The sequence below is a fragment of the Cupriavidus sp. FW305-F7 genome, from assembly GCF_058782875.1.
The window spans coordinates 130,703-143,621 of record NZ_JBYSYC010000004.1 but is presented as its reverse complement, the minus strand read 5'-3'; the positions used below and the strand labels follow the sequence as shown (position 1 = coordinate 143,621).

The 12,919-nt window shown below is 66.9% G+C and carries 11 protein-coding genes; 7 read left to right on the top strand and 4 right to left on the bottom strand.

Going from position 1 to position 12,919, the window contains the following annotated elements:
* The first annotated feature begins 97 nt into the window (after nucleotides 1-97).
* The 4 genes from AC3WL8_RS05480 (at nucleotide 98) to AC3WL8_RS05465 (ending at nucleotide 5,437) form a co-directional block, all read left to right on the top strand.
* Nucleotides 98-1,402, top strand: coding sequence for an MFS transporter (locus AC3WL8_RS05480; RefSeq protein WP_211981249.1), 1,305 nt, complete (start codon nucleotides 98-100; stop codon nucleotides 1,400-1,402).
* Between the two features lie 93 nt (nucleotides 1,403-1,495).
* Nucleotides 1,496-3,022, top strand: coding sequence for an amidase family protein (locus tag AC3WL8_RS05475; RefSeq protein WP_211981251.1), 1,527 nt, complete (start codon nucleotides 1,496-1,498; stop codon nucleotides 3,020-3,022).
* A 109-nt stretch (nucleotides 3,023-3,131) separates the two neighbouring features.
* Nucleotides 3,132-4,580, top strand: coding sequence for an MFS transporter (locus AC3WL8_RS05470; RefSeq protein WP_211981254.1), 1,449 nt, complete (start codon nucleotides 3,132-3,134; stop codon nucleotides 4,578-4,580).
* A 92-nt stretch (nucleotides 4,581-4,672) separates the two neighbouring features.
* Entirely contained in the window at nucleotides 4,673-5,437 is a 765-nt protein-coding gene (locus AC3WL8_RS05465; protein ID WP_211981262.1) for a fumarylacetoacetate hydrolase family protein, read from the top strand.
* Nucleotides 5,438-5,462: 25 nt separating this feature from the next.
* On the opposite strand, the gene AC3WL8_RS05460 is transcribed toward AC3WL8_RS05465, so the two are convergent.
* The 3 genes from AC3WL8_RS05460 to AC3WL8_RS05450 are packed head-to-tail and all read right to left on the bottom strand — an operon-like array spanning nucleotide 5,463 to nucleotide 8,069.
* A complete protein-coding gene (locus AC3WL8_RS05460) occupies nucleotides 5,463-5,624 on the bottom strand; it encodes a DUF2474 domain-containing protein (RefSeq protein ID WP_211981264.1) in 162 nt (53 codons plus the stop codon).
* Nucleotides 5,624-6,631 carry a cytochrome d ubiquinol oxidase subunit II gene (cydB, locus tag AC3WL8_RS05455; RefSeq protein ID WP_035816234.1) on the bottom strand — a complete coding sequence of 336 codons (1,008 nt, stop codon included), beginning with the start codon at nucleotides 6,629-6,631 and terminating at the stop codon, nucleotides 5,624-5,626. The genes AC3WL8_RS05460 and cydB overlap by 1 nt, the downstream gene beginning before the upstream one ends.
* A gap of 4 nt (nucleotides 6,632-6,635) precedes the next feature.
* Nucleotides 6,636-8,069, bottom strand: coding sequence for a cytochrome ubiquinol oxidase subunit I (locus AC3WL8_RS05450; RefSeq protein ID WP_211981265.1), 1,434 nt, complete (start codon nucleotides 8,067-8,069; stop codon nucleotides 6,636-6,638).
* 424 nt (nucleotides 8,070-8,493) lie between these two features.
* On the opposite strand from AC3WL8_RS05450, the gene AC3WL8_RS05445 reads away from it, so the two are divergent.
* Nucleotides 8,494-9,249 carry a sulfite exporter TauE/SafE family protein gene (locus AC3WL8_RS05445; protein ID WP_492377992.1) on the top strand — a complete coding sequence of 252 codons (756 nt, stop codon included), beginning with the start codon at nucleotides 8,494-8,496 and terminating at the stop codon, nucleotides 9,247-9,249.
* Here the strand turns inward: AC3WL8_RS05445 and AC3WL8_RS05440 are convergent.
* Nucleotides 9,246-10,187, bottom strand: a complete 942-nt coding sequence (locus AC3WL8_RS05440) for a LysR substrate-binding domain-containing protein (RefSeq protein WP_211981267.1) — start codon at nucleotides 10,185-10,187, stop codon at nucleotides 9,246-9,248. The two genes, AC3WL8_RS05445 and AC3WL8_RS05440, sit on opposite strands and share 4 nt — an antisense overlap.
* A gap of 144 nt (nucleotides 10,188-10,331) precedes the next feature.
* On the opposite strand from AC3WL8_RS05440, the gene AC3WL8_RS05435 reads away from it, so the two are divergent.
* A complete protein-coding gene (locus AC3WL8_RS05435) occupies nucleotides 10,332-11,348 on the top strand; it encodes a tripartite tricarboxylate transporter substrate binding protein (protein WP_153953906.1) in 1,017 nt (338 codons plus the stop codon).
* A 23-nt stretch (nucleotides 11,349-11,371) separates the two neighbouring features.
* Nucleotides 11,372-12,895, top strand: a complete 1,524-nt coding sequence (locus tag AC3WL8_RS05430) for a UxaA family hydrolase (protein WP_013952811.1) — start codon at nucleotides 11,372-11,374, stop codon at nucleotides 12,893-12,895.
* Nucleotides 12,896-12,919 lie beyond the last annotated feature (24 nt).

Here is a 12,919-nt window from a genome sequence, read left to right as displayed (position 1 = left end):
CGGGGGCGGGCGCCGCGCGTGCACAACGCCCCCGCCGGACTGATCGCAACGGATCAGCGCAGCACTGCCGTACCTGACAAAAAACAGAGGAGACGCTGTGGATACAACCCTGCAGGCGGGAACAAAGATCAGGACGTTCGAGGATGCGACCTATCGCAAGGTGAGCTGGAGGCTGGTGCCATTCCTGATGGTCTGCTTCCTGATCGCTTATCTCGATCGTGTCAACGTAGGTTTTGCCAAGCTCCAGATGTCGCAGCAACTGGGCTTCAGCGAGACCGTCTACGGGCTGGGCGCCGGGATTTTCTTTATCGGCTACTTCCTGTTCGAGGTGCCGAGCAACCTGGCATTGCACAAGTTTGGCGCCAAGGTGTGGATCGGCCGGATCATGATCACGTGGGGGCTACTCTCCGCGTGCTTTGCGTTCGTGCAGACGCCAACCCAGTTCTACACGCTGCGCTTCCTGCTGGGGCTGGCCGAAGCCGGCTTCACGCCAGGCATCGTGTACTACCTGTCGTGCTGGTACCCGTCGCACCGGCGTGCCAAGATCATGGCCATCTACTGCATGGGTTCGCCGCTGTCCGGCATCATCGGCAATCCGCTGTCCGGCTACCTGATGGGCAGCATGGCCGGCGTGGCTGGCCTGGGCGGCTGGCAATGGATGTTCTTCATCGAGGCGGTGCCGGCGGTGCTGCTGGGGTGCTTCTGCTTCTACTACCTGGACAACTCCATTGCCAAGGCCAAATGGCTGACCAGCGCGGAGAAGCAGATCCTTGAACTGGCCAAGTCGGAAGACGTCAAGGCGGTGGACCCGCAGGCACGCGTCGGCAAGGTGTTTACCGATCCGCGCGTCTGGCTGATCAGCCTGATCTGCTTCTGCTATGTCACGGGCCAGTACGGCATCACGCTCTGGCTGCCCACGTTCATCAGGTCGACCGGTGTCAGCGACCCGCTCCATATCGGCCTGCTGAGCGCGATCCCGTATATGGCGGCCATTGTCGCGATGTACTTCTTCGGGCGCAGCGCCGACAAGCACCGCGAGCGGCGCTGGCACCTGATCATCCCGTGCATGATGGGCGCGATCGGCTTCCTGGCGTTGCCCTGGGTCATGCACAACACCGCGCTGTCCCTGGTGTTCCTGTCGATCGCCGCAGCCGGCATCCTGACCTGCACGCCGCTGTTCTGGTCCCTGCCGACGGCTTTCCTCAGCGGCGCGGCGTTGGCCACGGCCATCGCCATGAGCAACTCGATCGGCAACCTTGCCGGCTTTACCAGCGGCTACATGATCGGCTACCTGCGCGACGTGACCCAGAGCGGCAACAGTGCTTACTACATGATTGCCGGGATGCTGATGCTGGGTGCGTTCTGCATCTGGACAATACCTGCCCGCCTGGTCAACCGATAGCGAGACAAAGCGGGGTGCGGCACCGTGCCGCTGCCCCGCCTGCCCATCACGTCGCAAACACTTCGCGCCCTTGCCGGCGCATGGAAGGCTCTCATGACAAACTCGTACCAACCGGTGCCGGACGACCCCGGCCATCACGCGCCGTTCAGCGTGGTGGAAGCCACCGTCGCCAGCGCGCATGCCGCGATGCGCGACGGCAGGCTGACGGCGCGCCAACTGGCCAGCGCATGCCTGGCGCGCATCTCGGCCTATGACCAGGACGGTCCCGCCCTGCGCAGCATCCTGCAGCGCAACCCGCAGGCGCTGGAAGAGGCCGGACACATCGACGCCATGGCCGGGCGCAACCCGTCGCAGGTGCTGGCGCCGCTGCATGGCATCCCGGTGCTGGTCAAGGACAACATCGAATGCGGCGGCATGGAAACCACCGCCGGCGCCGCCTGCCTGCGCGGCAACCTGTCCACCGGCGATGCCTTCGTGATCCGCCGGCTGCGCGAGGCGGGAGCCATTGTGCTGGCCAAGACCAACCTGCACGAGCTTGCCTCCGGCGGCGAGACGGTCAGCACCTTGTCTGGCCAGACCCTTAATCCCTATGACCTGACGCGCACGCCCGGCGGTTCAAGCGGCGGGACCGGCGCCGGCATCGCAGCCAGCTTCGGCCTGCTTGGCATCGGCACCGACGGGGTCAATTCCATCCGCTCGCCGGCCTCGGCAAACAACCTGGTCGGCCTGCGCCCGACCATGGGCCTGATCAGCCGGGCCGGGCTGGTCCCATGCGGGCTGACGCAGGACACCATCGGCCCGATCACCCGCACCGTTGCCGATACGGCGCTGCTGCTCGATGTCATCGCCGGCTATGACCCGGCAGACCCGGTCACCAGCCAGGGTGCACCTCACATCCCGGCGAGCTATGCCGCCAGCCTTGACCGCGACGGACTCAGGGGCGCGCGCATCGGCGTGCTGCGCCATTTCTTCGGCGACCAGGATGTGCACCGTCCCGTCAACGCCGTGATGCAGGCAGCGCTGGCCACCATCGCTGCACAAGGCGCCGAATTGGTCGCCCTTGACGACGCCATCAGCCCGGATGAGCTGCTGGCGTCCACGCTTGTGCACCACTACGAGATGGAGCGCGATCTCGATGCCTACCTGGCGGGGCTGCCCCCCGGCGTCGCGGTGCGATCGATGCAGGACATCATCGCTGCCGGTTCTGTCCATCCAAGCGTGGCGGGAACCCTCGCCACCGCAGCGGCGCTGAGCGAGCGGGAAGGAGAGTACCGCGAACGCCTGCAGCGCCAGCAGGCATTGCGCCAGCGGCTGCAGGACCTGATGGCGCGGCATCGGCTTGACGCGCTGGCATTTCCGCACCAGCGGCGCCTGGTGGTGCCGGTCGGCGAGACCCAGGCAGAGCGCAACGGCGTGCTCGCGTCGGCCACCGGATTTCCGGCCATCGTGATTCCGGCCGGATTTTCGGCGCCGGACGGCAATGCCCCCCAGGGCGTGCCGGTCGGGCTGGAGTTCTTTGGCTTGCCCTTCACCGAACCCGTGTTGATACGGCTGGCCTATGCGGCCGAGCAGGCCTTGCGCGCGCGCCGGCCGCCGCACTCGACGCCCGCGCTGGAATAGGCGCGCGCCGGAACGAAGTTTTATCGCTGCTCTACAAACGCCAGCCGGACACGGCGGCGACAAGGTCGCGGACACACCGCGACAACCTCGAAACGAGGAGGAGACAAAGATGGGCGCAGAAACTGTAGTTCAATCGCCGAATTCCCCACAGCAGCATGAGCTCGACCGGGCCATGGATGGCATCGGGGTGACGGCGTCGCACAAGAAGATCATCTTCATGATCATGCTCGGGGTGATGTTCGATGTCTTCGAGCAGAACGCCGTCGGCCTGATCGGCCCCATGCTGCGCGAGCAGTGGGGCATCTCGGTGGCGGAGATCGGCTTTCTCAATACGCTGACCTTCAGTGCCGCCGCGCTGGGACGCATCGGCTCCGGCTATATCGCGGACCGCTACGGCAGGCGCACGATGCTGAGCGCCAACCTGCTGCTGTTCACGCTGGGCGCCATCATCTGCGCGCTGGCGCCGAACTATGGCGTGCTGGCGGCGGGCCGCTTTATCGTCGGCATCGGCCTGGGCGGGGAGATCTCGATCGCCGTGACCATGCTGGCCGAGCTGTGCTCGACGCGCTTCCGCGGTACCGCGGTGGGCCTAGTCAGCGTGGGCAGCGGCGGCCTGGGCAATATGCTGGCGCCGGCCTTCGGCCTGGCTGTATTCGCCATGTTCCCGGGTCCGGACAGCTGGCGCTGGCTGTTTGCCTGCCTGGTGCTGCCGGCATTCTTCGTCGTGTTCTACCGGCGCTTTATTCCGGAGACGCCGCGCTTCCTGCTGTCCAAGGGGCGCGTGGACGAGGCCAACCTGGTGCTGTCGGTGCTCGCATCCGGCCGCCTGGGCAAGCTCGACGGCGAGCCGACGCCCTATATCAAGGCCGCGATCCAGGACGAGGCGCCGCGCACCAGGGTGCGCCTGAGCGACATCTTCAAGGGCCGCCTGGGACGGCGCACGATCGCGCTGGGGATTGCGGTGTCCATGACGTACGGCGCGCAGATCTCGGTGCTGACGCTGATGCCGACCATCCTGATGTCGCAGGGATACACCATCTCCAAGAGCTTTCTCTTCACCATGGTGATGCAGAGCGGCAGCCTGTTCGGCGCGCTCGCGGCGTCGTACTGCGGCTATCACTTCCCGCGCAAGCGGGTGCTGACGATAGGCGCCGGGCTGGCCTGCGCGGCCGGGTTGTGCTTCGGCTTCCTGACGTATAACGTGGGCCTGGTGCTGCTGTTTGGCGCCGCCTTCACGTTCTGCGTGGTGTTGCTGAACACGTCGATCTGGATCTTCGCGCCGGAGCAGTATCCCACCCACGTGCGCGCATTCGGCACCTCGCTGATCCTGGCGCTCGGCACCCTGGCCGGGGCGCTGACGCCGCTGATCAGCGGGCGCGTGTTCCAAACCTACGGCGTTGGCGGCATGTTCAGCATGCTCGCGGCGATGTACGCAGTGTTTGCGCTGGCCGTGCAGTTCGCGCCGGAAACCTTCGGTCGCGCCATGGGCGAGACCGCCGCCGACGACGAAAACGGGCCTGCCGTCAGTGGGACCGCGCCCAGCGCCAGCGGTTCCTGAGACCGGCCCGCTCCCGGCAGCGTGCTGCGCGCGCTTGCCGGGAGCGGGATACCGGGCAATATTCATCCCTCATTCAAGGACATACCCAAGGCATGACATCTTCCAATATCGATCGGGTCGCGCAGGCCCTGCTCAGCGCGCGTAGCGAACAGGGTTGCGCCGATGCAGGGCAATTTGCCACCGCGCTTGAGAATGCGGAACAGGCCTACGCCGTACAGTCGGCCGTGGCCCGCGCGCTAGGCTGGCAAGCGACAGGCGCCGGCTACTGGAAATCCGGCGGTGCCTCGCGCGAGGCGGTGCTGACGCATGCCCAACTGCCGCCGGCCGGGGTCTGGACCAGCCCCGCGCATGCCGGCGACTGGCCTTTCACATGGCGCGGCATCGAGGCGGAGATTGCGTTGCGGCTGGGGCAGGGCGTTGACGCCGCGCAGGCTGCCGCCCTCGACTACGCCGGCGCTGCCGGGCTGATCGATGCGATGGCGGTGTCGATTGAAGTCGTCGATTCGCGCTGGCGGCAGTATCTCGCCGCGCCCGCGCTGCTGAAGCTGGCCGACCTGCAGTCCCACGGCGCACTGGTGCTTGGCGAATGGCGTGACTATGCGGCGCGGGACTGGGCGGCACAGCATTGCCGGGTGCGGATCGGCACGCAAACGACCGAGCGCCGCGGCACCCACGCGCTGGGCGATCCGGCCTATGGGCTGGTCGCCTGGCTGCGCCACGCCACGCGCGACGGGCGACGCGTAGAGGCCGGCACGGTCGTCACCACCGGCACCTGGGTCGGCATCCTGGATGCATCGGCTGGCGACCTGGTGACTGCGGAGTTCGATGGCATCGGCGAGGCCTCGGTCCAGCTCTGAGGCCAACTGACCGGGGCACGGGGCGTCAGCTGCGCAAGCCGACGCCCTGCATGATGATCCGCAGCACCCACGCGGCCACGCCCAGTGCCGCCACGCTGGCGGCCCAGATCAGCACCAGCCAGCCGATGCGGCGCAGCCAGGTGCCGCTGCCCGTCCCTGTCCTCGGGCGCTGTGTATCCATATCCATCAGTGGTAGCCCTCGCCGTGGCGCACCTTGCCGCGGAACACGTAGTAGGCCCACACCGTGTACATCAGGATGAAGGGAATGATGAACAGCGCCCCCACCAGCGCAAAGCCCTGGCTTTGCGGCGGTGCGGCGGCATCCCAGATCGAGATGCCCGGCGGGATGATATTGGGCCAGACACTGATCGCCAGCCCGCTGTAGCCCAGGAACACCAGCCCCAGCGCATACATGAACGGCGAGATATCCGGCTCGTGCCGCAGCGCGCGCATGAGCATGAACATGCACAGCGCCACCAGGATCGGCACCGGCGAGAACCAGAACAGGTTGGGCAGGCTGAACCAGCGCTCGGCAATCTCGGGATGCGTCAGCGGCGTCCACAGGCTGATCACGGCGATCACCGCCAGCAGCAGCCACGCCAGCGTGCCGGTCAGCTTGATCATGCGCTGCTGCAGCTCGCCCTCTGTCTTCATGATCAGCCAGGTGCTGCCGAGCACCGTGTAGGCCACCATAAGCCCCACGCCGCAGAACAGCGGGAAGGGCGTGAGCCAGTCCAGCGGGCCGCCGGCAAAGCGGTGGCCCTCCAGCTTGATGCCGTCGATATAGGCGCCCAGCGCCACGCCCTGGAAGAAACTGGCCGTGGCCGAGCCCAGGATAAAGGCGGCATCCCACACCGGGCGCTCGCGGTCGTTGGCCTTGAAGCGGAACTCGAACGCCACGCCGCGGAAAATCAGGCCCAGCAACATCAGCATCAGCGGCAGGTAGAGCGCGCTCAGCACCACCGAATACGCCAGCGGGAACGCCGCCAGCAGCCCGGCGCCGCCGAGCACCAGCCAGGTCTCGTTGCCGTCCCAGACCGGCGCCACCGTGTTCATCATGACATCGCGGTCATGCCGGTCCGGCACGAACGGGTAAAGCATGCCGATGCCCAGGTCGAAGCCGTCCATCACCACGTACATCATCACGCCGAAGAAGATGATGACGATCCAGAGAAGCGAGAGGTCGATGCCCATGGTGTCAGCTCCGGGTGCGTGCAGTGGTGGCGGGGGCGAGCGCTTCGTCGTCATCCACCGCTGACAATGGCCGTGCCGGCGTATGCCCGCGTCCGGGGCCGCCTTCCGGCTTGGCTTCTTCCAGCGCCGGACCCTTGCGCACCAGCCGCATCATGTAGGCGATGCCCACGCCGAACACGAAGAAGTACGCCACCACGAAGATCGCCAGCGTCGCCGCCAGCTCGGGCACGCCGTGCGGCGACACCGCGTCGGCGGTGCGCTGCAGCCCGTAGACCACCCACGGCTGACGCCCGACTTCGGTGGTGAACCAGCCGGCCAGGATGGCGATCAGGCCGGTGGGCCCCATCCACAGCGCCATATGCAGGAAGCCGCGCGAGCGGTATATGCGCTCGCCCCGGCGCAGCAGCAGGCTCCACACGCCCAGCAGGATCATCAGCAGCCCCAGCCCCACCATCACGCGGAACGACCAGAACAGGATGGTGGAATTGGGCCGGTCCTGCGGCGCGAACTCCTTCAGGCCCTTGATCTGCCCGTCCCAGGTATGGGTCAGGATCAGGCTGCCCAGGCGCGGCACCTCGACCGCGAAGCGTGTCTCTTCGCGCGCCATGTCGGGCCAGCCGAACAGCAGCAGCGGCAGGCCTTCATTGCCCTTGTTCTCCCAGTGGCCTTCCAGCGCGGCGATCTTGGCGGGCTGGTGCTTGAGCGTGTTCAGGCCGTGCATGTCGCCGATCACGGCCTGGATCGGCGCGACGATCAGCAGCATCCACATCGCCATCGACAGCATCTTGCGGATGGCGGGGTTGTCGCGCCCGCGCAGCAGGTGCCAGGCGGCGGACGCGCCGACGAACAGCGCCGTGGCCAGGAACGCCGCCACGCTCATATGCACCAGTCGGTAGGGGAACGACGGGTTGAAGATGACTTCGAACCAGTTGGTCGGCACCACGCGGCCGTTGATGATCTCGAAGCCCGCCGGCGTCTGCATCCAGCTGTTGGATGCCAGGATCCAGGTGGCGGAGATCAGCGTGCCGAGCGCCACCATCACCGTGGCAAAGAAATGCAGCCCCGGCCCGACGCGGTTCCAGCCGAACAGCATCACGCCCAGGAAGCCTGCTTCCAGGAAGAAGGCGGTCAGCACCTCATAGGTCAGCAATGGCCCGGTGATGCTACCCGCGAACTCCGAGAAGAAGCTCCAGTTGGTGCCGAACTGGTAGGCCATCACCAGCCCGGACACCACCCCCATGCCGAAATTGACGGCAAAGATCTTGGACCAGAAGTGGTAGAGGTCGCGGTAATGCGTGCGCTGCGTGCGCAGCCAGCAGCCTTCCAGCACCGCCAGGTAGGCGGCCAGGCCGATGGTGATCGCCGGGAAAATGATGTGGAAGGAAATCGTGAACGCAAACTGCGTGCGGGCGAGGTCTAGCGCGGTCAAACCAAACATGTTGTTCTCCGTGGCGCTGGCCTGGCGCACGCCTGTGACGGGCGCGGCACTGCCGTCTGGCAGGCCGGGGCCGGTCGGCAGGGCGCGCCGGGGCGCGGGCCGTAGGCGCGTGCGGTAAAGCGTAGTGTACGCCGCGCGCGCAGCAAAGGGCACCGTTGCTGCCGGTGTCGTACGGGTGACATATCGCCGCACCCGGTGCCGCCGGCGCCGCTACACGCGGCCCGGTGCCCTTATTGATGGCGACCATGCTAACGGAGCCGGGATGAACAGAACAGCATCACCTCATTGAAAAAATACCGTATCAGTTTTGCGCGGCGCAGCAGAGGCAGCGGCTGACAAGCAGGGCAAAGAAGTGCATAGTCATGCGCTTCCTAGAAGCCTTTGAACCTCGCGTCCGCCACTGCCTGACGCGGCCCCGCCTGCCATGGATTCCACCTTGCTGATCGTGATCGCCGGCGCCGCCGTGGCCGGCTTTGTCCAGGGGCTGTCGGGCTTTGCCTTCGGCATGGTGGCGATGTCGTTCTGGGCCTGGGCGATCGAGCCGCGTCTGGCCTCGGCCATGACCGTGTTCGGCGCGCTTACCGGCCAGCTGCTGGCGGCGGCGTCGGTGCGTCGCGGGCTGTCGTGGCGGCGGCTGTGGCCGTTCGTGGCCGGTGGCGTGGCCGGCATCCACCTGGGCGTGGCGATCCTGCCGATGCTGGACGCGCAGTGGTTCAAGGTCGTGCTGGGCGGCTTCCTGACCCTGTGGTGCCCGGTGATGCTAATGGTGCGCAAGCTGCCACATATCGGAGTGGGCGGGCGCGTGGCCGATGGCGTTGCCGGTGCGGCCGGCGGCATGATGGGCGGCATCGGTGGTTTCACTGGCGTGATCCCGACACTGTGGTGCACGCTGCGCGGCTTCGACAAGGACGAGCAGCGCGCGGTGATCCAGAACTTCAACCTCGCCACGCTGGCCATGACCATGGCCGCCTATGTGGGCAAGGGCATCGTCACGCGCGAGATGCTGCCGATGTTCCTGGTGGTGGCGCCCGCGATGCTGGTCCCCACGCTGCTGGGCACGCGGCTTTACCTGGGCATCAGCGAGGCCACCTTCCGCAAGGTCGTGCTGACGCTGCTGACTGTATCCGGCGTAGCGCTGCTGGCCACCTCGGTGCCCGTGTTGATGGCGCGTGCGGGCTAGACGGTCCTGATCTGCGCCGCAGCCTCGCGCAGGCATTCGACCAGCTGGTCGGTGCCGAGCGACGGCGCCCGTTCGCGCAGCGTGATGATGCCGACCGGGGGCAGGTCGACCGGCACGGCCATCTTCAGCACGTGCAACTGCCCTTCCTCCTGCAACGACAGCGCCACCGACTCAGCCATGAAGCCGGCTGCGCCGCGCTGGCCGACAAAGGTCGCCTGCGCCAGGTAGGACGAGGTCTCGATGACATCCTGCGGCGGGTGCAGGCCGTGGCGATAGAAGGCCTGCTCGATCTTCACGCGCAGCGAGGCCCACGGCGGTGGCAGCACGCAGGGCATCGCCGCCAGGTCGGCCCAACTGGGGCGGGCCTTGCGCGCCAGCTTGTGGCCGCGCCGGACAACCACCACCATCGGTTCTTCATAGAGAGCTTCGGTCAACAGGTCCGGCGCCGCATAACCCGGCTCCAGCCGGCCCACGATCAGGTCCAGCTCGCGCAGGCGCAGCTTGGGCAAGAGGTGGGTCAGGTCGCCTTCCTCCACCAGCACGGTAGCGCGCGCGTGGCGGTCCTTGAGCATGCCCACGGACTGCGCCAGCAGCACCGGCAGCGCCGCCCCCATCGAGCCCACGCGGATGCGGCCGGAAGCGCCGCTCTGCACCGCGGCGATCTCGTCGCGGGTCTGCTCGTACTGGGCCAGCACCGAGCGCGCAAAGCGCACCAGCGATTCCCCGGCGGGGGTGGGCTCGGTGCCGCGGGTGGAGCGCGTGAACAGCGACAGACCCAGCATCCTTTCGACTTCGGTCAGCACCTTGGACACCGCCGGCTGGCTTACGGACAGGAACTCCGCGGTGCGGCCGAGGTGGCGGAACTCATCCAGCGCCACCAGCAATTGCAGGTGGCGCAGCTTGATATTGGAGCGCAGCGCGCGATCGATCTGGACCATGCCCGCCAGTCTATCTAACCTTAAGGTTATGAAGCAATGCCATTTTTTGATTGGATTGTTATGTTGAGGCGCGACAGAATGCGGGCATGACGAGACTGGCTGCGCCGGTCCCGCCGATAATGAAAACATCGGAGACACCCGCAAATGACTCAAGGCTTCACCATCGATTCCAAGCGCCGCCGCCTGCTCATCGGAGCCGCAGCGGGTGCTGCCGCGGGCGCCGCCGGCGTGCTGCTGCCTGCTGCACGGGCGCTGGCCGCCGAGTATCCCGAGCGTCCCATCACCTTTATCTGTCCCTGGCCGGTGGGCGGCACCGCTGACCAGTCGATGCGCGCGCTGTGCCAGGTGGCCGGCGGCATTCTCAAGCAGTCGATCGTGGTCGAGAACCGCGCCGGCGCCTCCGGCATGATCGGCACCAAGGCCCTGGCGCGCGCCAATCCGGATGGCTACACCATCGGCCAGATCCCGATCTCGGTGACGCGTTTCGCGCAGCTCGGCATGCTGCAGCTGGATCCGCGCAGCGAGCTGACCTACCTGGCGCGCACCTCGGGCCAGACCTTCGGCATCGCCGTGCCGGCCAATTCGCGCTACAAGACGCTGCAGGACGTGGTGGCCGCCGCCAAGGCCAGCCCCGGCAAGATCACCTATGCGCACGCCGGCATCGGCGGCGCCACCCACGTCGGCATGGAGCAGTTCGCGCTGGCCGCGGGCATCCAGTTCAATGCGATCGCCTACAAGGGCGGTGCCGCCGCGCTGCAGGACGTGCTGGCCGGGCAGGTGGACCTGCTGGCCGATTCCAGCTCGTGGGCGCCGCACGTGGAAGCCGGCAAGCTGCGCCTGCTGGCCACCTGGGGCGAACAGCGCGCGACCCGCTTCAAGGACACGCCGACGCTCAAGGAGCTGGGCTACAACGTGGTGGTGGAAGCGCCCAACGGCATCGGCGCCCCGAAGGGCCTGCCGCCCGCCGTGGAAAAGAAGCTGCGCGACGTCTTCCGCGCCGCGGTGGCCAGCAACGAGTTCAAGCAGGTGGCGGCGCGCCTGGATGCGCCCGTGATGTACCTGGACGGTCCTGACTACAAGAAGTACGTGGCCAGCGTCTATGACCAGGAAACCCAGCTGATCCAGCGCCTCAAGCTCAAAGAACTGCTGCAGCAAGGCTGATTGCCGTCAAAGGCCAAGTCCAAGTGAATCCCAATCCCGTCATCCGCCTGCACGCCAACGACAACGTGCTGGTCGCCCGCAGCGACCTCAGCCTTGGCCAGCAGCTGGCCGACCCCGCCGTGCGCGTGCGCGCACAGGTGCCGGCCGGCCACAAGATCGCTGCCTGCGCCATCGCGGCCGGCACGCCGGTGCGCAAGTTCGATACCGTCATCGGCGTGGCCGCGCGCGATATCGCCCAGGGCGACCACGTGCATTCGCACAACCTGACCCTGGTCGATTTCTACCGCGACCCGGCGTTCTGCCAGGACGTGCGGCCGGTGGACTATGTGCCCGAGGCCCGGCGCGCCACCTTCAACGGCTTTGTGCGACCGGACGGGCGCGTGGGCACGCGCAATTTCATCGGCATCCTGTCGTCGGTCAATTGCTCGTCCACCGTGATCCGCCAGATTGCCGCGCATTTCACAGCGGAGCGGCTGGCAGCGTATCCGAATGTCGATGGCGTGGTCGCCTTCGCGCAGACCAGCGGCTGTGGCATGTCGTCGCCGAGCGAGCACTTCGACGTGTTGCGCCGCACGCTGGCCGGCTACGCGCGCCATCCCAACCTGGCCGGCGTGCTGATCGTCGGCCTGGGCTGCGAGCGCAACCAGGTGGCCTCACTGGTGGAATCGCAGGGGCTGGAGCCTGGCCCCGCGGTGCACACGCTGGTGATGCAGGATGCCGGCGGCACGCGTGCCACCATTGCCGCAGGCATTCGCGCGATCGAATCGATGCTGCCCGCGGCCAATGCCGCGGTCCGCCAGCCGGTATCGGCCAGCCATCTGAAGATCGGGCTGGAATGCGGAGGCTCGGACGGCTTTTCCGGTATCAGCGCCAACCCGGCGCTGGGCGCGGCGATGGATATCCTGGTGCGCCATGGCGGCACCGCCATCCTGTCCGAGACCCCGGAAATCCATGGCGTTGAGTTCATGCTGACGCGCCGCGCGGTAACCCCCGAGGTCGGCCAGAAGCTGCTGGACCGCCTGGCCTGGTGGGAGCGCTACACCGCCGGCCACAACGCCCAGTTCAACGGCGTGGTCGGCCACGGCAACCAGCAGGGCGGCCTGGCCAATATCTTCGAGAAATCGCTGGGCTCGGCCATGAAGGGCGGCACCACGCCGCTGCAGGCGGTGTACGAATACGCCGAGCCGATCGACCAGGCCGGCTTTGTGTTCATGGACTCGCCCGGCTATGACCCGGTGGCCGTCACCGGCCAGATCGCCAGCGGCGCCAACCTGATCTGCTTTACCACGGGCCGCGGTTCGATGTTCGGCTCCAAGCCCGCGCCGACGATCAAGCTCGCATCCAACTCGGCGATGTATAACCGCCTGGAGGAAGACATGGACATCAACTGCGGGCTGGTGCTCGACGGCGAGCTGACCGTGCCGCAGATGGGCCAGCGGATTTTCGAACATATCCTGCGCGCGGCCTCTGGCGAGCCGACTAAGAGCGAGGCACTGGGCCTGGGCGACAACGAGTTCGTGCCCTGGCACCTCGGCATCGTCAGCTGAGCGGCCTCCTGCAAATCTCTCTCC

Coding starts and splice junctions, on each gene's coding strand:
- cydB (WP_035816234.1), bottom strand. CDS start 6,631: ATGGGCATCGACCTCTCGCTTCTCTGGATCGTCATCATCTTCTTCGGC.
- AC3WL8_RS05460 (WP_211981264.1), bottom strand. CDS start 5,624: ATGGATATGGATACACAGCGCCCGAGGACAGGGACGGGCAGCGGCACC.
- AC3WL8_RS05475 (WP_211981251.1), top strand. CDS start 1,496: ATGACAAACTCGTACCAACCGGTGCCGGACGACCCCGGCCATCACGCG.
- AC3WL8_RS05450 (WP_211981265.1), bottom strand. CDS start 8,069: ATGTTTGGTTTGACCGCGCTAGACCTCGCCCGCACGCAGTTTGCGTTC.
- AC3WL8_RS05435 (WP_153953906.1), top strand. CDS start 10,332: ATGACTCAAGGCTTCACCATCGATTCCAAGCGCCGCCGCCTGCTCATC.
- AC3WL8_RS05470 (WP_211981254.1), top strand. CDS start 3,132: ATGGGCGCAGAAACTGTAGTTCAATCGCCGAATTCCCCACAGCAGCAT.
- AC3WL8_RS05465 (WP_211981262.1), top strand. CDS start 4,673: ATGACATCTTCCAATATCGATCGGGTCGCGCAGGCCCTGCTCAGCGCG.
- AC3WL8_RS05440 (WP_211981267.1), bottom strand. CDS start 10,187: ATGGTCCAGATCGATCGCGCGCTGCGCTCCAATATCAAGCTGCGCCAC.
- AC3WL8_RS05445 (WP_492377992.1), top strand. CDS start 8,494: ATGGATTCCACCTTGCTGATCGTGATCGCCGGCGCCGCCGTGGCCGGC.